Genomic DNA, 18426 nt, shown 5'->3' on the forward strand with positions numbered 1-18426 from the left:
TTATGCCAGCCGCTAAAACATTAAGAACTTGCGCAAATGGACATCGCTACTATAAAAGCAGCGATTGTCCTGTTTGCCCTGAATGTGAGAAAGAACAAAAGCCGGAAAAGGGCTTCCTGTCTGTATTGAGCGCACCTGCACGCCGGGCATTGCAAACCGAAGGAGTCTCAACATTGAATGAACTCGCCCAATATTCCGAAAAACAGATACTTGCATTGCATGGCATCGGGAAAAGCTCATTGCCTGTATTGAGAGAAGCATTGAAAAAGAAAATCTCAGTTTTAAATCCTGAAATAATACGTCTTCTCATTCGTGCATTTGGGGCAAAAATATCTGTACAGAAATTTCTTTTTTATTTTAATTTAGTAATACTATAACCTAAGAAAAACCAGACTTAAACTCAGGTATAGGTAAGCTATGTTTTTAAAACATAACCCTATTATAAGACTATTGCTACCGCTAACTGCAGGCATTATCATTCAATGGTATTGGCAAGCAGCATTATTAACAAGCGTTCTTATACTTTTACTGACTTCGGTAGTTGTTATTTCCATACAATTGCTTAGCGATTTTCTCAGGCTCAAATATGCTGTATTGCTGGGCTGCGCCATTACAATTTCAATAGTAGCGATAGGAATGATTGTTACATGGTTGAATGATGTAAGGAATGACAGGCTTTTGTTTGCAAAGAATAATCTTTCTGATAAGGCAGTAATTGTTACAATAAAAGAATCACTCATTAGCAAAGAGAAATCTTACAAAGCAGAAGCAGAACTGAATTGGTTTATTGGTAGCCATACAAGGAAAAGCGTTAGCGGCAACATTATTATTTATTTTAAGAAGGACAGCCTTACCAAACATTTGGCAGCAGGAAGCCGTATCATTTTCAACAAAAATTTACAGGAAATACGTAATACCGACAACCCTGGCGGATTTGATTACAAACGTTATGCTTTGTTCAATGGCATTACACATCAGGTATATCTTACTGCTAATGATTATGTAGCCTTGCCGGGTAATTATTTACCCGGATTTAAAAAGCTATTGCTGAATGTAAGGGTGTATGTTTTGAATGCTATAAAGTCCAATATTCATGGGAAAAAGAACAGGGCCTTGCCGAAGCTATGTTGATAGGTTATAAAGACGATCTTGATAAAAATTTATTGCAATCATACACCAATACAGGCGTTGTACATGTTATTGCTGTATCCGGAATGCATTTGGCGCTGCTCTATTGGATCTTAAATTTGCTTTTCAAGCCCTTGCTTAGACAGAAATCTACCAAATGGTTTCATGCACTTTTAATATTGTTACTGCTTTGGGGTTTTGCATTTCTCGCTGGTGGCGCTGCTTCTATCGTAAGAGCCGCCGTTATGTTTTCGTTTATTACTATAGGTAAACAGATCAATCGAAACGCTTCTATTTATAACATATTAGCGCCGCAGCATTTTGCCAGCTTTGTTACAACCCTTATTGGCTGTGGGATGTAGGCTTTCAGCTATCTTATGTTGCTGTATTAAGTATTGTTATTTTTTTAAGCCGATTTATGATCTGTTATATGTAAAAAATAAAATCCTTAATTGGATATGGCGATTAGCCGCTGTAAGTGTTGCCGCTCAAATTCTAACCACACCGCTATCGATGTATTATTTCCATCAGTTTCCTGTTTACTTTTTACTAAGTAACCTTGTCGTGGTGCCGGTTTCAACAGCTGTGCTATTCGGCACTTTAGCGCTGGTTGTTATTGCTCCTTTAAGTGGAGTTGCTGCCTTCATTGGCCGTATGATGGAATCCGTAATCTGGTGGCTGAATACATTTATTGAGCGAATGGAATCTTTCCCGTTTGCATTATGGACGGGACTTTCGATCAATGCTACACAAGTAATTTTACTGTTTATTTTTATTGCGGCGATAAGTTTTTGGCTAATGATGAAATATAAAACTGGGTTATGGCTGACAACTGGTAGTCTTACCTTGTTTTTTTCTATAAGAAGCTATTCGTTTTATGAAGCAAACAATCAGCAAAAAATTGTTGTGTACAATGCCAATCGTTTTGCCGCAATAGATTTTATTGCTGGCCGTCAATATAAATTTATCGGAGACTCCGCACTATTGCAAAATGCTTCTCTTTCTAATTTTGTACTAACGCCTTCGCGAGTTGTACACAGAATAAGTCAAACAGCGCAACTCAACAATTTTTATAAACAAGGAAACTTTATTCTTTTTAATTCAAAAAAAATTATCCTGATCGATAAACCCTTTCAGAAATCTTTATCACAGGAAAAAAGAAAGCAGACCTTGTTATATTATCCGGCAACCCTAAATTATATATTTCGGACCTGTACAATCATATCGAAATAAAACAAATAGTAATTGATGGTTCCGTGCCAGCCTGGAAAGCAAGGTTTTGGATAAAAGACTGCGATTCTTTAAATATTCCCTGCCATAATATAGCCACCGACGGGGCTTTTGTAATGAGCCTGCATTAGCGTACATTTGCGCACTCGTTCAAATCCATAAATTTTTGCATCAACAAGAATGAAAAAACTGGGATTAGTGGGCGGCATTAGCTGGGTTTCCACAACAGATTATTACAGGTATATTAACGAAGGCGTCAATAAAAAACTTGGCGGCCTTAATTACGCTGAGTGCCTGATCTACTCAGTAAATTTCCAGAATATTCATAATAATAACCTTGCTGACGACTGGGATGCTACGTTCGAGATTCTCCGCAATGCCTGCGATAGCTTGAAAAAGCAGGAGCGGAAGCCATTTTACTTTGCGCCAATACGATGCATTTGCTGGCAGACAAAGTAGCTGAGCATATTCAAATACCACTCATTCATGTAGCGGTTGCAACTGCCAATGCAATTGAAGCACAAGAGTTAAAAAAGTAGCTTTATTAGGTACCCAGTTTACGATGGAACGGGATTTTTTCAAAAATAAATTGGCTGACAAAGGAATTGAAGCCATTGTGCCCGACGAAGCAGGCCGGATTTACATTGCAGAAAAGCTCGAAACCGAACTTTACAAAGGCATTATTAATGAAGAAACCAGGGCAGACTTTCTTAAAATAATTAACCAGTTAGTAGCGCAGGGAGCCGAAGGCGTTATACTGGGTTGTACGGAAATACCGCTGCTCATCAAGCAGGAACATTTAAATATACCAGCTTTTGATACTACCAAAATACATTCAGAAGCTGCAGTAGCATTTGCTTTAAGTTAAATCAATATTTATCACATATCTATCATGAACAAAAAAATCCAATCAGCACTCATTTCAGTTTTTTATAAAGACGGACTGGAACCCATTGTAAAAGAATTAGCCCAGCTGGGTATTACCATTTATTCTACAGGTGGTACACAAAAATTTATTGAAGATTTGGGTGTACAAGTAGTGCCGGTTGAAAACCTGACGACTTATCCTTCCATCCTGGGAGGACGTGTTAAAACCCTGCATCCATCGGTATTTGGAGGCATTTTAGGTAGAAGAGATCTGGAAACTGATGTGCAGGAAATGCAGCAATATAAAATTCCGGAACTTGATTTGGTGATTGTCGATCTGTATCCGTTTGAAGAAACTGTTGCGTCAACATCTGAAGAAAAAGCAATTATTGAAAAGATCGATATCGGCGGGCCTTCCATGATTCGCGCAGCAGCAAAAAATTTCAAAGATGTGTTAGTGGTGGCAGCTAAAAAAGATTATGCCGCCATTACCGGATTGTTGCAATCTCAAAATGGAGAGACAACCATTGAGCAACGCAAATCCTTTGCTGCAAAGGCTTTTGAAACAGTGGCACATTATGACGTTGCAATTGCCAGCTATTTCAATTCAACTAACGAAGACGTGGAATATTTTTTCCATTCTGAAACGCATCCGAAAATTATGCGCTATGGCGAAAATCCGCATCAGCAGGGCGTTTTCTATGGCGACTATGACAAATTATTCGAAAAGCTGAATGGCAAAGAACTTTCATATAACAACCTGGTTGATGTAGATGCAGCGGTACAACTCATTGCAGACCTCACCCCCAGCCCCTCTCCAAAGGAGAGGGGAGAAATGTCCGACGAGGCCGTTTTTGCCATCATTAAACATACCAATGTGTGCGGCGTTGCTTCACGGAAAACTATTGCAGACGCTTGGACAGTTGCTTTAGCCGGTGATCCTGAAAGTGCATTTGGCGGAGTGTTGGTAACCAATGGAAAAGTGGATGAAGCCACGGCCAATGCCATTAATGAAATTTTCTTTGAAGTGTTGATTGCACCTGCCTTTGATGAGGCGGCTTTAAGCATATTGAAGTCTAAAAAGAACAGGATTTTATTACAACTTAAAGAGTTACCGCAGGTAAAAACACAATTCAAATCTGTTTTGAACGGTGTATTGCAACAGGCTATTGACGAAGGTTCTTATACTGATTGGAAAGAAGAAGGCGGCCGCCCGGCTACCGCAGCAGAAAAGGCTGACCTTGAATTTGCCAATATTATTTGTAAACATCTTAAATCCAATGCTATTGCTTTAGTAAAAAATAAACAATTGGTAGGTAAAGGTGCAGGACAAACGAGTCGCGTAGACGCCGTACGCCACGCCATTGAAAAGGCCAAGCAATTTGGTTTCGATTTGACCGGTGCGGTATTAGCGAGCGATGCTTTTTTCCCTTTTAACGACAGTGTACAAATTGCGTATAGCGCTGGTGTAGCGGCTTTCATACAACCTGGAGGGTCAATAAGAGATAAAGATTCTATTGAATATTGCAAGGAAAATAACCTGGCAATGGTTCTTACGGGAATGCGGCATTTTAAACATTAATTAATTAGAGAAATGCGGCTTAGAAGCCGCATTTTTTTACTTCATTTATAGGTGATTGATAATTAAAAAACATATTATCAAACCATCATATGCTGCACCTTAAGTTTCGCACATTGTGTGAATAATAGCCGAATTTTCGCTCATACTTTTTCACGTTTAATCCGTAAGCCCCGTACAATCAGCACCTCAAAAATACCAACCCAAGTTTCGCACATTGTGTGAATAACAACTTTAGAAATTCTCTCGTTTATATTTTTAATTTGTAAAAGGTTTTTGTGACAGCCGTTAACAATTACTTAAACGTGACGAGGGGATAAGTGAACTGCGGCAGCGATAGTGACGGCCAATGGGAAAGGCCCTGAATTCAATTTTTTAAACAATTAATTTTTTAATAGGAGAAAAGGCAAATGCCTGATAGTCAGTTACTTGATGAGTAGCGATAAAGGCCCTTTGTCTCTCTTCAATTTTATAAAAGTATTTTTATTATGGGATTATTCGACAAACGTGTTAATTATAAGCCTTTTGAATATCCGGAAGTATTGAAATTTACTTCGGCTATTAACAATTCTTTCTGGGTACATTCTGAAGTGGATTTTACTGCCGACACACAAGATTTTCACTCGCATCTTACCCCTTCAGAACGCAATGCGGTAAAGCGCGCGCTGCTGGCAATTGCTCAAATTGAAGTGTCGGTAAAATCTTTCTGGGGGAATTTATACAACCATTTGCCAAAGCCCGAATTGAATGGCTTGGGCGCCACATTTGCCGAGTGCGAATTTCGTCACAGCGAAGCTTACTCCAGATTGGTGGAAGTATTAGGATATAATGATGAGTTTGGAAAACTGATCGAAGTGCCTATTATTAAAGAACGTATTAAATATTTGTCGGGCGTTTTAAGCAATATCAAATCCAACGACAAACAGGAATATAGCATTGCGCTTATTTTATTTACGATTTTAATCGAAAACGTTTCGTTGTTCAGCCAGTTCGCTATCATTCTTTCTTTCACCCGTTTCAAAGGGTGGATGAAAAATGTAAGTAATATTATTGCCTGGACTTCGGTGGATGAACAAATTCATGCTAATGCCGGTATTTATCTGATCAATAAAATAAAAGAAGAATATCCTGAAGTATTGAGCGAAGAAGTGTTGTCGCGCATTACGGATATGGTAAAAGAATCGATAGAGATTGAAGAACAAATTTTAAACTGGATTTTTGAAGAGGGCGAAATAGATATTATCAAGAAAAGCGATTTGGTAAATTTTATCAAGTTCCGTGTAGATGAAAGCCTGAACAAAATTGGCCTGCCTTCTCAATACTTTATCAGCAGCGAACAATATCGCCCGATGCGTTGGTTTGAAGAAGAAGTGTTTGCCAATAGCATGGATGACTTTTTTGCAAAACGCCCGGTTGATTATACCAAGCACGACAAGAGCATCACGGCGGATGATTTATTTTAAAGAAAAATGAAGCTCCTGTTCTTCGAAAGTTATAACGCAAAGATCGCAAAGGGAGTGGCCTGTTCTTCTTTAATTAAGTTCGCAAAGTTTGCCTTCGGCAAATGTTTCGCAAAAGAGAACACAGCAGCTCTGCCGGGAATTTGGGAGAGATGGAAATAGAATGTTAAAAGTCGGTAAACGACGGAGTCCGAAGGACTCCAACTACAATAGCTGCGGGTTACACCCGCAGAAGGCTGCACCACAAATAAAGTGTGCGACGCAACAAAGATGATAGTAGTACAGAAGCCCGTTAAACAATATACTTACAAACCTGTTAAAAACTTATACAAATGGAAGTAATGGACCCAATGATACAAAAAGAACCGGTAACGGAAAAAATGTGGTGGAAAAACTCTGAAAGCGAACAAATCCTGAACAGGGGTTATTTGCTGAAAGGGGAATCGGTAGAAGGCGCAATAGAGCGTGTGTGCGGTGCAGCTGCACAGCGTTTGTATAAGCCGGAGTTGAAAGAAGCATTTATGGAGATGGTGGAGCGCGGCTGGATGAGCCTTAGCTCACCGATTTGGGCCAACATGGGTACAGAACGCGGCTTGCCTATTTCATGTTTTAATGTACATATTCCTGATCATATTGAAGGCATTACACATAAGCTGGGCGAAGTGATTATGCAAACTAAAATTGGTGGCGGTACTTCCGGCTACTTTGGTGGTTTGCGTGGCCGCGGCAGCGCCGTTACCGACAACGGAAAAAGTAGCGGTGCGGTAAGTTTTATGCGTTTGTTTGATACAGCAATGGATACCATTTCTCAGGGTGGCGTGCGTCGGGGGCTTTTGCAGCTTATTTAGATATTGACCATCCGGATATCAGCGAGTTTTTACAGATAAAAAGTATTGGACACCCTATTCAAAACTTATTTACCGGCGTGTGCGTACCCGATTACTGGATGCAGGACATGATTGACGGCGATAAAGAAAAGCGTGAAATATGGGCGAAGCTTTTGGAAAGCCGCCAGCAGAAAGGATTGCCTTATATTTTCTTTACGGATAATGTAAACCGCAACAAACCGCAGGTGTACAAAGATTTAAACTACGCCATTAACGCCAGCAATCTTTGCTCGGAAATTATGTTGCCGTCCACGCCTGATGAATCGTTTATCTGCTGCTTATCATCGATGAACCTTGAGTTGTATGATGAGTGGAAAGATACAGACGCGGTGCGTTTGGCCATCTTCTTCCTTGATGCGGTATTGCAGGAGTTTATTGCGAAAACCGAAGACAACCATTACCTGGCCAGCGCCAACCGCTTTGCAAAAAGGCACCGCGCTTTAGGTTTGGGTGTATTGGGGTGGCACTCTTATTTGCAAAGAAATATGATTCCTTTTGAAGGGTTGCGTGCCAAACAACTGACCAATATTATTTTCAGCAATATTAAAGACCGTGCAGAAAAAGCAACGGCAGACCTGGCGCGCATTTACGGCGAAGCACCTGTATTGAAAGGCTATGGCAAAAGAAATACTACTTTATTAGCCATTGCGCCTACTACTTCTTCTTCTGCAATTTTAGGACAAAGCTCTCCGGGCATTGAGCCGCTTAGCAGTAACTATTTTAAAGCTGGTTTGGCGAAAGGAAACTTTATGCGCCAGAACAAATACCTGAAACAATTATTAGAACATAAAGGTATTGACAACGAAGATACCTGGCGCAGCATTATGTTGAGCCATGGTAGCGTGCAGCAACTAAGCCAGCTGACCAAAGAAGAGAAAGATGTGTTTAAAACTTTTAAAGAAATCAGCCAGCTTGAAATTATACAACAGGCGGCCATTCGCCAGCAATATGTTGACCAAAGCCAAAGCCTGAACCTGAACATACCCAGCAACCTGCCGGTGAAGGATGTAAACAAACTGATGATAGAAGCCTGGCAGTTAGGTGTAAAAACTTTGTACTACCAACGCAGCCAAAGCGTAAGCAAGGAGTTGGTAACAAGCTTGGTTACGTGTAGTAGTTGCGAAGCGTAAGTGAGAAATGACGAATTAAGAATTTAGATTTACGAATATTAAAGCCCGGTTTTATCTTTTTAAAGAGGAGGCCGGGTTTTTTGATTTTGTATCCTCTGTTTATTCTTTAATTTTACGCTGTAAGGCTAAGCGTTCAATCCAACAATCTTTATATAACTTTAAAAGGGGAAAGCGGGAGCATAGAAAAGAAGGATTTTTAATTTTGAATCTATGAAGAAAGAATATATCAAAGAGCTTTTTGAAAAATTTGAATCTTCTTGTTATAACTTTGAAGGAGTTGAGTGTTGGAGTGCGCGAGAGTTGCAAATTATATTAGGATATAGCAAATGGGATAATTTCAAAAATGTAATTGATAAGGCCAGAAAATCATGCGAGCAAGCAGGCGAAGCGATCAAAAACCATTTTGCCGATATCGGGAAAATGGTCGAAATTGGAAGCGGTGTGGAAAAGGAAATCCAAGATTTTGCATTAACTCGTTACGCCTGTTATTTAATTGCACAAAATGGTGACGCGACAACCAAGATTGAAATTGCTTTTGCTCAAACTTATTTTGCAGTTCAAACCAGAAAACAAGAAATAATAGAACGACGATTACTTGATTTAGCCAGAATAACAGCAAGGGAAAAGCTGTCAAAGTCGGAAAAGAAGTTATCTGGGATAATATATGAAAGGGGCGTAGATGAAAAAAGCTTTGCGCTTATTCGTTCAAAAGGAGATCAGGCATTATTCGGCGGAAAATCCACTAACGATATGAAGCGGATGTTGAAAATTCCGCAAAGCAGACCACTAGCGGACTTTCTTCCCACACTTACGATAAAAGCGAAAGACTTCGCTACAGAATTGACAAGCCACAACGTTATAGATAAAGACCTGAATGGTGATTCACAAATTTCAAAAGAGCATATAGAAAATAACAAAGCGGTTAGAGCTATGCTGAAAGATAGAGGTGTAAGTCCGGAAAGATTACCCATTGCTGAAGATGTAAAAAAGTACAAAGACGTCTTGAGAGCGAAGAAAAGAAAGTTTTGAAGGATGTAAAGAAAATTCAAAACAAGAAGAAGTAACCTTCTATTAGTTGGAAGTCGCATTGTAGATGTGATTAATGCGGCAAAACCTCAAACAATCCCGTTTAAAAAACCTCAATGAGCAACCTGTTCAATACCAAATGTCCATCCTGCAACTCAAAGCAGCTAATCACTAGTGAGAGTAGTGGGAGCAGGGTTACGCTTACCTGTGTGGCTTGCGGCCGTAGCTTTAAAGCTTCTGACAATGTAGAAAATGAAAAATCCTTTGTTCAGCAAACGGAAAGAAATATAAGTACAGCGCAGAATAGCAATGATCGTTATTTACCAAATGAAGAAGCGCTTAAGCAACGTGCATTGCAAATTGCTCAAACCGACGGCGTGATCAACGCTATTAAATACTGGAAAGACAATACCGGCTGGAGCTTAAAGGAAACAAAGGATTATATAGAGAAATTGTTGGTATCAGGCGGAACGGTTATAGCTCCCGCAAATCCACAGGTTAAAGGAGATCAGGAAGAAACAGCACACCAACCAATAGGTTTGATCAGCAGCTTATCGAAGTTGCAAAAAATGAAGGAAAGCTGCAAGCAGTAAAATTTTGTAAGGATCAAAAAGGTTGGGGGTTAAGAGATTCTGTAATGTATGTAGAAAAAGTGGTGCCGCCCGAAGCTTTTAAAAAACGGGAAGGCTGCTTTATTGCTACTGTCTGCTACGGCGATTATAATGCTGCAGAGGTGTTGGCGCTGCGCAGGTATCGGGATGAAGTAATGTTGAAGACAGCTATGGGCAAGGCTTTTGTACGATTGTATTATGCTGTTTCCCCTGCTTTGGCAAGCGTTATTGAACGATCTGCTTTTTTAAAAACCAACATCAGGAACTATATCTTGCGGCCTTTGGTAAAGGAATTACAAAGATAAAATAAATATGTTCCATATTTGGCAAATCAAATTCAGTTAAGGCAATTGTAAAATCTGTGAGTAAAATTTATATATTCAGCGGGTTGGGTGTTGACCGGCGTGTGTTTCAAAACATTGACTTCGGTGAGTTGGATATTGAACATGTAGAATGGATCAAACCTATTAAGGACGAGCCTCTTCAAAACTATGCAAGACGTATTTCTTCAAATATCAACACTAAAGATCCGATCCTGATAGGACTATCTTTCGGCGGTATGTTAGCTGTTGAAATATCAAAGATCATCAATACAAAAAAGATCATCCTGATCGCATCAGCAAAGAATAAAAATGAATTGCCTAAAAATTATTTTATCGGCTGGATGGTGAAGCTGATGAGATTCCTTCCGTCTGCATTTCTAACAAAACCTAACTTTATTGCTTACCGGTATTTCGGCGTTAAACAACCACCTGAAAAGCAATTACTAAAAGAGATTTTGAGAGATACAGATCCCGGTTTCTTTAATTGGGCCATGCAGGAAATCATAAACTGGACGAATGAAATTACGCCGCCCAGTTGTATCCATATCCATGGAAATAAAGACCGGATCATTCCTATTGAAAATGTAAAAGCCGATTACGTTATTAATAATGGCGGCCATTTCATGACGGTAAATAAAGCCAAAGAAATAGAGCTGATCATTAAAAAGCATTGTACATAAGCACCGCTAATGTACAATGCTTTAGTTATTATTTTATTGCAACATGTTTCGCATCGTTCTGCATATATCCGTTTGCAAATAGTTTTTTAACCATTCTGTTAGCCAGTTTGTCGGATTGTATGTTTTTGGAGGTGTATTTTTCTTGAAGTTGAAAGTTATTATTGTCAAATGTTTTCATAGAATTACTTCCTGTTTTATCTACGCTTGCATCAAACCTGTTGAAGGTTAATGTTGCAATTTGCTTCTTATTGATGTCGAGTACATTATAGGTTTGATTGTTTTCTCCCAATTTTGATGTGCTGACAATATAGCCTACATTTTTATTGTTTGCAGTAATAACGCCGTTGCTTTCTAAAGCTAATTGATTGGATTTTGCAATCGAATCTTCCCTGTCATTTACTTGCAGCACCTGGTTTTTGGCAAGGTCTTCGGCAGTAGAAATACTACGGTCTTCGTTTTGAAAAAGCTGTTTACAGCAGGCTCGCTAATGGCGGCCAAAAACAAAGAAGGATTATTAAGAACCAGGCATTCGGCTACATGTTGTTTATAACTAAACGTAAATTCGCCAGCTTTATCCAAGGCGATCTCTTTAACATTGCCGTTATTGCCAACGAGTTGTAACCATTTTTTTGAAGATTGGTTATTTAAAGGAGTTTGATTGGTGATCATTGCTGTAAATAGCGGCTTGGCATTGAGGTCGCTAATAGTACAAACGTTGTCTTTTCGTTCAATTTTCGCAACGGATTTTCCGTCTACGGTTATGTACCCCTTTTTTACTTTGACGTCTTGAGCATAAACTGCTATACTTAAAAAGATGGTAGCAAATAGTAATAATCTTGATTTCATTATAATTGGTTTTAGATGTGGTTCAGAATTAATAAAAAGCAAGATTATTAAATAAAGAAACCCGGTTTATATTTAATCGATGAGCCTGCTGTTTTTAACGGTCACTGCTTTTGTTTATTCGATGAAAGTTTTTTGTTTTTGTTTTTTTGAAGGAAAAGGAGCAATTGAAAAGATTAGCCAACGCATCGTTTGTTTATTTTGAAAAAAATAAGATATACAGTAAATTGTAAGGGTAATTGCTTATCTAACCATCAAAAACTTGCATATGAATATCAAAATTGAAGCTAAATGGGCGCTTATTTTTTCTGTAATGGTTTTGGTTTGGATGTTACTCGAAAAATGGAGCGGCCTGCATGATAAATACATCGATTATCATTTGTACTTAACTAATCTTTTTGCTATTCCAGCTATCTGGATAATGGTACTAGCACTCAAAGACAAGAAAAAAACTTTTATAATGGGCAGATGACTTATAAGCAAGGACTTATATCGGGAGTCATACTTTCGGTTATCATTGCGCTGATAAGTCCGCTTACACAATGGATCACTTCTTATGTAATCACTACAGAATATTTTCCAAATGTTATCAAGCGATCAGTTGAGTTAGGGTATTATAAAACAACCGTAGAAGCGCAGGCTGATTTTAATTATAAAAACTACGCTATTCAAGGTATGCTGTGGTCGCTGATCATGGGAATTGTAACCGTGGTGATCGCCATGATTTTTATCAGAACAAGGAAGCAGGAGAAGTCAATAGTCATTAGTCAGTGATTCACAATTCACTACTCACCATTCACTTTCCTCACTTCATACAAATCAGTTCTTCTGTCCTTCATTGTTTTAACGGACCCATAATTATGCAGCTCTTTTAGTAGTGTCAAATCCACATCTACAATCAGCGTCATTTCTGTATTAGGCGTTGCTTCTGCTTTTACGGCATTGGTTGGAAAAGCAAAGTCGGACGGTGTAAATACCGCAGCCTGTCCAAATTGTATATCCATGTTATTAACGCCCGGCAGGTTTCCAACGCATCCGGCAATAGCCACATAACATTCGTTTTCGATAGCGCGCGCCATGGCGCAATGCCTTACTCTTGTATAGGCGTTTTGTGTATCGGTTAGATATGGTACAAATAATATTTTCATGCCGTCCAACGCCATTAACCGCGACAATTCGGGAAACTCAACATCATAACAAACAAGAATGCCTATCTTTCCGCAATCCGTGTTAATAGCAGCTATTTTGTCGCCACCAGTTATGCCGTAATACTTGTTTTCATTGGGCGTAATGTGAATTTTTCGGTATTCGCTTAATTTCCCGTCGCGGTGGCATAGGTAAGCAATATTATATAGCTGGCCGTCTTCTACAACGGGCATGCTACCGGCTATTATATTTACATTGTATGCAATCGCCAGCTCGGCTATTTTGGTCCGTATTTCCTCTGTTTTTTTGGCCAGCTCATGCATAGCTTCGCGGGTATCTAAGTGATTAAACTCTGCCAGAAGTGGAGAATTAAAAAATTCCGGAAACAACGCAAAATCAGCCTGATATGCGCTCAATGTATCAACAAAAAATTCAACCTGTCCGTAAAAGGCATCAAGGCTCGAAAACTGTCTCATTTGCCACTGTACAAGGCCCAGCCTGATGATGCTGTCGCGCATGGAATTTTTCTTGGCAGAATAATAAATATTATTCCATTCAAGCAAAACCGCATATTCTTTTGATTCTTTATCTCCGGTAAGGTAATTAGTAAGAACTCTTACTACATGAAAATCATTTGCCAGCTGGAAGCTTAATACAGGATCGTAAATTTCTTTGTTTTTTACCTTCACGATGTATTCCTTGGGACTAAGCTCTTCGCTATGTTTATGATAATTGGGTATTCTTCCACCTACCTTTATTTCTTTAAGGTTAATGGTTTCGCAAAGTTCTTTACGCGCATCATACAATCTTCTGCCTAATCTTAATTCCCTGAAGTCAGGGTGTACAAATACTTCTATGCCATACAGCACATCACCATTGTCATCGTGAGTATCAAAGCTATAATTATCTGTTATTTCTTCATAAGTATGCTCATCACCATACAGCGCGTAATTTACAATAATCGATAAGGCGCAGGCTACAACCTTGCCATCTACTGCCACACAAACCTGTCCTTCCGGAAAGAGTTTCAATAGGCGAGCAATAGTGCTTTCGCGCCAAATACTCCCTATGCCATCATATGCTTCAATCATGCTGGCCTTTAACTGTTCATAATCTTCGATCTTCAATTTTCTTACATCTACTTCCATTATTTCATTTTAGGTTAATTGCAACACTTTATTGAGTTGCGGGATGAATCAATATACAAAAATTTTATCAATAAAAAGGTGATGACGAATGCAGTTTTTTTCTTTTTCTACGCAGTTATTTTTTCGACCCAACAAATGAATATAGCTCATCAAAATTGCGTCGCACAGCGTTATTTATGGTACTTATGGCATCCTACCTATTCGCGCTGTCAGACCTCACCCCTAACCCCTCTTCAAAGAAGAGGGGAACCGTTACAATACGCGATTCTTGTCATCCTTTCAATTTGTCAACTATTAACCGCCATCTCTTTCTCAAACTGCATCTGATGAAGCTTAGCATAAAAACCGCCTTTAGCAAGCAATTCATTATGTGTTCCAGCTTCCATTAATTGGCCTTTATCCAGCACCAATATTTTGTCGGCCTTGCGAATGGTACTCAATCGGTGTGCAATTACTATGGAGGTTCTGTTTTGTATCAATTTATCAGTTGCTTTTTGAATCAGTAATTCGCTTTCTGTATCAATAGAAGAAGTAGCTTCATCCAATACCAAAATAGAGGGATCGTAAAGCAGGGCTCGTATAAAAGATAATAATTGTCGCTGACCCAAAGACAAAGTAGCACCGCGTTCCTTCACATTATAATCGTATCCACCAGGCAGGCGCATAATAAATTCATGCATGTCGATCATCTTAGCTGCTGCTACAACCTGGTCTTTTGTAATATGAGGATTGCGTAATGTAATGTTGTCCATGATAGAACCTGAAAAAAGAAAAACATCCTGCAACACTACGCCAATATTTTCGCGCAGATATTCCGGCGATAATTTTCTGATATCAGTACCATCTATTTCAATTCCGCCTTTTTGTATATTATAGAAACGATTAAGCAAGCTGATAATAGTCGTTTTTCCACTTCCCGTATGGCCCACAATAGCAACGGTTTGTCCGGGTTCAATTTCAAAGCTTACATTTTTCAACACCCACTGCTCATCAGTATAAGCAAAGTGAACTTCTTTAAAATCAATTTTACCTTTTACTCTTTCATCAGGCTGAAAATATCCGCCTTCCGGAATTTTTTCTTCGTCATCATTATCCAAAACGGTAAATACTCTGTCGCTGGCAATAACGCCCATTTGTACGGTGTTGAATTTGTCCGCAATCATTCTTAGCGGCCTGAACAACAGGTTAAGGCAAAGAATAAAAGAGACGATCACACCTTGCTGGCTTTGTTGCAGATCAAGCGCTTCTTTGGCAGTAAACCAAACTACTAAGCCAATTGATAATGCCAGCACAATTTCTATCACCGGAAAGAAAATAGAATAAGCAAATATGGCGCTGATATTAGCATTGCGATGTTGCTTGTTGATGGCTTTAAACTTGTTGAATTCATTGCGTTCTGCCGCAAATGCCTGCACCACGCTCATTCCCGACAAATGTTCCTGTGCGTAAGCATTTAAAGAGGCCACTGCATTTCTTACTTTAAAGAAAGATTTGTTGATACTTTCTTTAAAATAATAAGTAGCAACCATCATTATTGGAAAAGGAATAAGCGCAATAAAAGTAAGCTGCCAATCTACCCAAAACATATAAGCCAGTACACAAATAATAGAAAGAAGATCGGCAAGAATGGGAATCAATCCGTCAGAAAAAATTTCGTTGATCGATTCAATATCATTGATGGTGCGTGTTGTTAAAGTTCCAATAGGCGTTCGGTCAAACTGACGTAGATTAAGTCCCAGTACTTTTTTATATACAGCTACGCGCATATCTTTCACAACCGCTTGGCCCAGCCACGCCGTGATAAAAGAAAATACAAACCTCATAGCGGTTTCCAGTAAAATAATACCCATTTGAATAATAGTGATATACACCACCATTTTGGGAATGGAGTGAGCAATGTATTTATCCACCGTAAGCTGAATTAGCAGCGGGCGTACCGGCGTCAGTGCGGCAAGAAACAAGGCCAAAAAAATCGACCAGTAAAATTTAGATTTGTAAGGCGCGGCATATTGAAATATACGCCGCAATTTAGAAACATCGAAAAATACCTTCTTCTTTTCCTGCTGCATTAATCGCAAGATATAAAAATAAAATTGGTTGAATGATCAGCAAGTTGACAGTTGACGGTTGGTAAATGACAGATACTGTCAACAGTCATCTAACAACTGTCCTCTAAATCTCCTCTTCTCCCGTTTCTCTTTTATAAGCTTTAATAAACAATGCGCCCAGGTTCTTATAGGGAGGAATATAATCTTCCATACCGGTAACATTAGCAGCTGATCTGAATTCTTTCCAGAATGGCAGCCAGTCAACATCTTTATGTTGGCGCAGATTTTCTAAAAATATGCGGATAAAGGGCAGATTAATATCGCGATATCCTGTTTGTTTGGAAGATATAATGTGCGCATCGCTTGATTTCTTTAGAATAGAATCGATTAGGAAAAACCCTCCACAAGATCCCATAAATACTACCCGTGATGTTGGTGTAATGTAGCTTACACTGGTTGGCGCATGGTAACTATGCCCACGGTGAAAAGTGACGGTTGGCGAAAGATTATTTTTTTCAAAATATTCCTGCATCGCATTTTGCGCAACAAAATCTTCATCTTCTGTATTCGGCAGCGGTCTGTTAGCATATACATAAACAGGTACACCAACAGTGGATTTGGCAACTACATATTTACTGTTGCTTTGATCTACTCGCCATTTAGGATCGTTGGCAAATGTGCGTACAAAAATGTCAAAGTCTATCATGCCATCCTCATCACCATAAAAAACATTTGGGTGATGATCTCGCCTTTTTCATTGGTAAAACTATTAAACGGAATATTGTACACAGGAGGAATACCAAGCTCTTTGGTTAGATCAATATTCTTTGTAGCATCGGCTGATAAAAATAATTTATCAAGAATATTGTATATGGCAATGCCGCGCTTGTTATTAGTTCTCACATTCCTCTGGTAGTTCGATTTAATGTTAACCAACATTTGCTTCGCAAGGTCAGGCAGTGTTTCATATAAGCTTGCGTAAGAGTCGGCTACATCCACGCCGTCTTCTAAGCCTTTTGATTTTTCCAGGCCATTTACAAATGCCGCCATCAAGTTAAAAGCATCTTGTTGGTTTGAGAACGTCGTCAGAAAAGTTTTTAAAGTATTATAACCGGCAGCCTGGCGTATAAATTTCCGATAATGGTCAAATGCCAAAACCTGCAGAAGCGAGTCTCCGCGGTTGTTGATCTTACTCATCATCAAAGGGAAAACACCGCTGGTATAACTACTCGTATAAATCAACCCATCTGTAAGCACAGCCAAATAATAGAGTTCAGGTGCAGTAAGGTCTTGTAAACATCTAAATCTAACTGCATTCGGCGATTCATGCAACGCATTTATTTCATTTACAAATTCGTCGCTGGCCTTTTTTGGAGCCTGGCAGTAAGTTCAGCAAAACCGATAGCCGTGTCGCCACTCAATGCGCGGCGGCTGTAATCCATTTGTGTTTGAACCAATAAACGGTAATATTTAAGGCGATCGTTTTTAGCAGCATCAAGTTCCGCAATAGTTGTTTTTCCTTTTACCAGATTATCTAAAAACGGAAAATAGATCTGCCCGCTTTTCATCTTGGAAAGATCCACAACGGTTTTCACAAAGCTGTCATCAGAAATATTTTTTATTTTATAAGAAAGTTTGCTATTGTCCTGTGCATACGAGTATAGCTGTTCCGGGTACTGGCGGCCAATGGTTTTAATAAGGCTATCTGCATGCTTGGAGTCTGTGTATTTGGTTAATGCATAAAATGTTTTACTGGGATATTGTGCAGCATATTTTAAAATCAACACATCTTTCAACTCCTTATAATCCGGATTTTCCTCAAAAATACGTGGCAGTGTGGCGGTGTACACAATATCATAAGAAAAATGCTGTAGATAGGGAATGATTGATTCTTTAGCAGTATTTACTTCAATAAGTTTTTTATACAAAGAAAAAATCTGCGGAAAATGGCTGGGAACAACTTCTTTTCTCTTCCAGCCTGTGCGCATGTGCCTTAATATAGCATCAAGACCTACCAGGTAACCGGTTTTAAGCCGCTGCTCAATTTTCGTGTCAGTTTCTATCAGGTATCTTATAGCATCCACCTGATTATTAATGGCAGAAGTAGCCATTCTACCTATATCAGGATTGCTTTCAAGCGAAAACTCATCATCCTGTTTGCCATCGCTACCCAGCAATAACTTTTTTCTTTATTGATATTGTCATGAAAAAGTTGCCGGTTAATGGGAATATTAACGCCATTCCCGTCGCCCTGGCTCCATAAAGTAGATGTAAATACAATAGAGAAAATCGCTGAAAGTAAAGCCCTTCCTGTCATAAA

General features: G+C 39.1%; 22 protein-coding genes and 2 pseudogenes. 17 read left to right on the forward strand and 7 right to left on the reverse strand.

Going from position 1 to position 18426, the window contains the following annotated elements:
- Positions 1–2: 2 nt before the first annotated feature.
- The 15 genes and pseudogenes from MKP09_RS22280 to MKP09_RS22335 all read left to right on the forward strand — a co-directional run bounded on the left by MKP09_RS22280 (position 3) and on the right by MKP09_RS22335 (position 10921).
- Complete coding sequence (locus MKP09_RS22280; RefSeq protein ID WP_240832623.1) at positions 3–377, forward strand: RNA polymerase alpha subunit C-terminal domain-containing protein; 375 nt, start codon at positions 3–5, stop codon at positions 375–377.
- 73 nt (positions 378–450) lie between these two features.
- Positions 451–1131: a DUF4131 domain-containing protein gene (locus tag MKP09_RS22285; protein WP_240832629.1), complete on the forward strand. Its 681-nt coding sequence runs from the start codon at positions 451–453 to the stop codon at positions 1129–1131.
- A pseudogene (locus MKP09_RS28940) lies at positions 1125–1872 on the forward strand (ComEC/Rec2 family competence protein); the annotation flags it as partial. The gene MKP09_RS22285 and the pseudogene MKP09_RS28940, both read left to right, overlap by 7 nt.
- 57 nt (positions 1873–1929) lie before the next feature.
- Positions 1930–2361 (forward strand): hypothetical protein, encoded by a 432-nt coding sequence (locus MKP09_RS28945; RefSeq protein WP_490355058.1) that lies wholly within the window; start codon positions 1930–1932, stop codon positions 2359–2361.
- Positions 2340–2489, forward strand: coding sequence for a hypothetical protein (locus tag MKP09_RS28950; RefSeq protein WP_490355059.1), 150 nt, complete (start codon positions 2340–2342; stop codon positions 2487–2489). Before MKP09_RS28945 ends, MKP09_RS28950 begins: the two co-directional genes overlap by 22 nt.
- A 49-nt stretch (positions 2490–2538) precedes the next feature.
- Positions 2539–2817, forward strand: coding sequence for a hypothetical protein (locus MKP09_RS22295; RefSeq protein ID WP_240832631.1), 279 nt, complete (start codon positions 2539–2541; stop codon positions 2815–2817).
- Positions 2793–2897: a hypothetical protein gene (locus MKP09_RS28455; protein ID WP_394801117.1), complete on the forward strand. Its 105-nt coding sequence runs from the start codon at positions 2793–2795 to the stop codon at positions 2895–2897. Before MKP09_RS22295 ends, MKP09_RS28455 begins: the two co-directional genes overlap by 25 nt.
- A 23-nt stretch (positions 2898–2920) precedes the next feature.
- Complete coding sequence (locus MKP09_RS22300) at positions 2921–3226, forward strand: aspartate/glutamate racemase family protein (RefSeq protein ID WP_262915576.1); 306 nt, start codon at positions 2921–2923, stop codon at positions 3224–3226.
- A 24-nt stretch (positions 3227–3250) separates the two neighbouring features.
- Positions 3251–4807, forward strand: a complete 1557-nt coding sequence (gene purH / locus MKP09_RS22305; protein ID WP_240832633.1) for a bifunctional phosphoribosylaminoimidazolecarboxamide formyltransferase/IMP cyclohydrolase — start codon at positions 3251–3253, stop codon at positions 4805–4807.
- Positions 4808–5292: 485 nt separating this feature from the next.
- The gene (locus MKP09_RS22310) at positions 5293–6267 is read left to right on the forward strand and encodes a ribonucleotide-diphosphate reductase subunit beta (protein ID WP_240832635.1); all 975 of its coding nucleotides are present in this window, start codon (positions 5293–5295) and stop codon (positions 6265–6267) included.
- 377 nt (positions 6268–6644) lie between these two features.
- A pseudogene (locus MKP09_RS22315) lies at positions 6645–8281 on the forward strand (ribonucleoside-diphosphate reductase subunit alpha).
- A 210-nt stretch (positions 8282–8491) separates the two neighbouring features.
- A complete protein-coding gene (gene dinD, locus MKP09_RS22320; RefSeq protein ID WP_240832637.1) occupies positions 8492–9310 on the forward strand; it encodes a DNA damage-inducible protein D in 819 nt (272 codons plus the stop codon).
- Positions 9311–9423: 113 nt separating this feature from the next.
- Positions 9424–9900, forward strand: a complete 477-nt coding sequence (locus tag MKP09_RS22325) for a hypothetical protein (RefSeq protein WP_240832639.1) — start codon at positions 9424–9426, stop codon at positions 9898–9900.
- 44 nt (positions 9901–9944) lie between these two features.
- Positions 9945–10223 carry a CFI-box-CTERM domain-containing protein gene (locus MKP09_RS22330; protein WP_240832641.1) on the forward strand — a complete coding sequence of 93 codons (279 nt, stop codon included), beginning with the start codon at positions 9945–9947 and terminating at the stop codon, positions 10221–10223.
- A gap of 56 nt (positions 10224–10279) precedes the next feature.
- Positions 10280–10921: an alpha/beta hydrolase gene (locus MKP09_RS22335; RefSeq protein WP_240832643.1), complete on the forward strand. Its 642-nt coding sequence runs from the start codon at positions 10280–10282 to the stop codon at positions 10919–10921.
- A 28-nt stretch (positions 10922–10949) separates the two neighbouring features.
- Here MKP09_RS22335 and MKP09_RS22340 read toward each other — a convergent pair whose 3' ends face one another.
- Both MKP09_RS22340 and MKP09_RS22345 read right to left on the reverse strand, forming a co-directional pair.
- Complete coding sequence (locus tag MKP09_RS22340) at positions 10950–11330, reverse strand: hypothetical protein (RefSeq protein ID WP_240832644.1); 381 nt, start codon at positions 11328–11330, stop codon at positions 10950–10952.
- The gene (locus MKP09_RS22345) at positions 11318–11767 is read right to left on the reverse strand and encodes a hypothetical protein (RefSeq protein WP_240832646.1); all 450 of its coding nucleotides are present in this window, start codon (positions 11765–11767) and stop codon (positions 11318–11320) included. Before MKP09_RS22345 ends, MKP09_RS22340 begins: the two co-directional genes overlap by 13 nt.
- Positions 11768–12032: 265 nt before the next feature.
- On the opposite strand from MKP09_RS22345, the gene MKP09_RS22350 reads away from it, so the two are divergent.
- Both MKP09_RS22350 and MKP09_RS22355 read left to right on the forward strand, forming a co-directional pair.
- Entirely contained in the window at positions 12033–12236 is a 204-nt protein-coding gene (locus tag MKP09_RS22350) for a hypothetical protein (RefSeq protein WP_240832648.1), read from the forward strand.
- Complete coding sequence (locus MKP09_RS22355) at positions 12233–12538, forward strand: DUF4199 domain-containing protein (protein WP_240832650.1); 306 nt, start codon at positions 12233–12235, stop codon at positions 12536–12538. Before MKP09_RS22350 ends, MKP09_RS22355 begins: the two co-directional genes overlap by 4 nt.
- An 11-nt stretch (positions 12539–12549) precedes the next feature.
- On the opposite strand, the gene MKP09_RS22360 is transcribed toward MKP09_RS22355, so the two are convergent.
- The 5 genes from MKP09_RS22360 to MKP09_RS22380 all read right to left on the reverse strand — a co-directional run bounded on the left by MKP09_RS22360 (position 12550) and on the right by MKP09_RS22380 (position 18283).
- Entirely contained in the window at positions 12550–14058 is a 1509-nt protein-coding gene (locus MKP09_RS22360) for a carbon-nitrogen hydrolase family protein (protein WP_240832652.1), read from the reverse strand.
- 287 nt (positions 14059–14345) lie between these two features.
- Positions 14346–16127 carry an ABC transporter ATP-binding protein gene (locus MKP09_RS22365; protein WP_240832654.1) on the reverse strand — a complete coding sequence of 594 codons (1782 nt, stop codon included), beginning with the start codon at positions 16125–16127 and terminating at the stop codon, positions 14346–14348.
- Between the two features lie 103 nt (positions 16128–16230).
- A complete protein-coding gene (locus MKP09_RS22370) occupies positions 16231–16812 on the reverse strand; it encodes an MBL fold metallo-hydrolase (RefSeq protein WP_240832655.1) in 582 nt (193 codons plus the stop codon).
- On the reverse strand, positions 16809–17438 hold the full coding sequence (locus MKP09_RS22375) for a hypothetical protein (protein WP_240832656.1): 630 nt from the start codon (positions 17436–17438) through the stop codon (positions 16809–16811). The genes MKP09_RS22370 and MKP09_RS22375 overlap by 4 nt, the downstream gene beginning before the upstream one ends.
- Positions 17439–17452: 14 nt before the next feature.
- Entirely contained in the window at positions 17453–18283 is an 831-nt protein-coding gene (locus MKP09_RS22380; RefSeq protein ID WP_240832659.1) for a hypothetical protein, read from the reverse strand.
- Positions 18284–18426: the final 143 nt, after the last annotated feature.

Source organism: Paraniabella ginsengisoli (genome assembly GCF_022513635.1).
GTDB lineage: Bacteria > Bacteroidota > Bacteroidia > Chitinophagales > Chitinophagaceae > Niabella > Niabella ginsengisoli.

Coding starts and splice junctions, on each gene's coding strand:
- dinD (WP_240832637.1), top strand. CDS start 8,492: ATGAAGAAAGAATATATCAAAGAGCTTTTTGAAAAATTTGAATCTTCT.
- MKP09_RS22280 (WP_240832623.1), top strand. CDS start 3: ATGCCAGCCGCTAAAACATTAAGAACTTGCGCAAATGGACATCGCTAC.
- MKP09_RS22355 (WP_240832650.1), top strand. CDS start 12,233: ATGACTTATAAGCAAGGACTTATATCGGGAGTCATACTTTCGGTTATC.
- MKP09_RS22365 (WP_240832654.1), bottom strand. CDS start 16,127: ATGCAGCAGGAAAAGAAGAAGGTATTTTTCGATGTTTCTAAATTGCGG.
- MKP09_RS22325 (WP_240832639.1), top strand. CDS start 9,424: ATGAGCAACCTGTTCAATACCAAATGTCCATCCTGCAACTCAAAGCAG.
- MKP09_RS22345 (WP_240832646.1), bottom strand. CDS start 11,767: ATGAAATCAAGATTATTACTATTTGCTACCATCTTTTTAAGTATAGCA.
- MKP09_RS22360 (WP_240832652.1), bottom strand. CDS start 14,058: ATGGAAGTAGATGTAAGAAAATTGAAGATCGAAGATTATGAACAGTTA.
- MKP09_RS28455 (WP_394801117.1), top strand. CDS start 2,793: ATGCATTTGCTGGCAGACAAAGTAGCTGAGCATATTCAAATACCACTC.
- MKP09_RS22295 (WP_240832631.1), top strand. CDS start 2,539: ATGAAAAAACTGGGATTAGTGGGCGGCATTAGCTGGGTTTCCACAACA.
- MKP09_RS22350 (WP_240832648.1), top strand. CDS start 12,033: ATGAATATCAAAATTGAAGCTAAATGGGCGCTTATTTTTTCTGTAATG.
- MKP09_RS22300 (WP_262915576.1), top strand. CDS start 2,921: ATGGAACGGGATTTTTTCAAAAATAAATTGGCTGACAAAGGAATTGAA.
- MKP09_RS28945 (WP_490355058.1), top strand. CDS start 1,930: ATGAAATATAAAACTGGGTTATGGCTGACAACTGGTAGTCTTACCTTG.
- MKP09_RS22370 (WP_240832655.1), bottom strand. CDS start 16,812: ATGATAGACTTTGACATTTTTGTACGCACATTTGCCAACGATCCTAAA.
- purH (WP_240832633.1), top strand. CDS start 3,251: ATGAACAAAAAAATCCAATCAGCACTCATTTCAGTTTTTTATAAAGAC.
- MKP09_RS22310 (WP_240832635.1), top strand. CDS start 5,293: ATGGGATTATTCGACAAACGTGTTAATTATAAGCCTTTTGAATATCCG.
- MKP09_RS22330 (WP_240832641.1), top strand. CDS start 9,945: ATGTATGTAGAAAAAGTGGTGCCGCCCGAAGCTTTTAAAAAACGGGAA.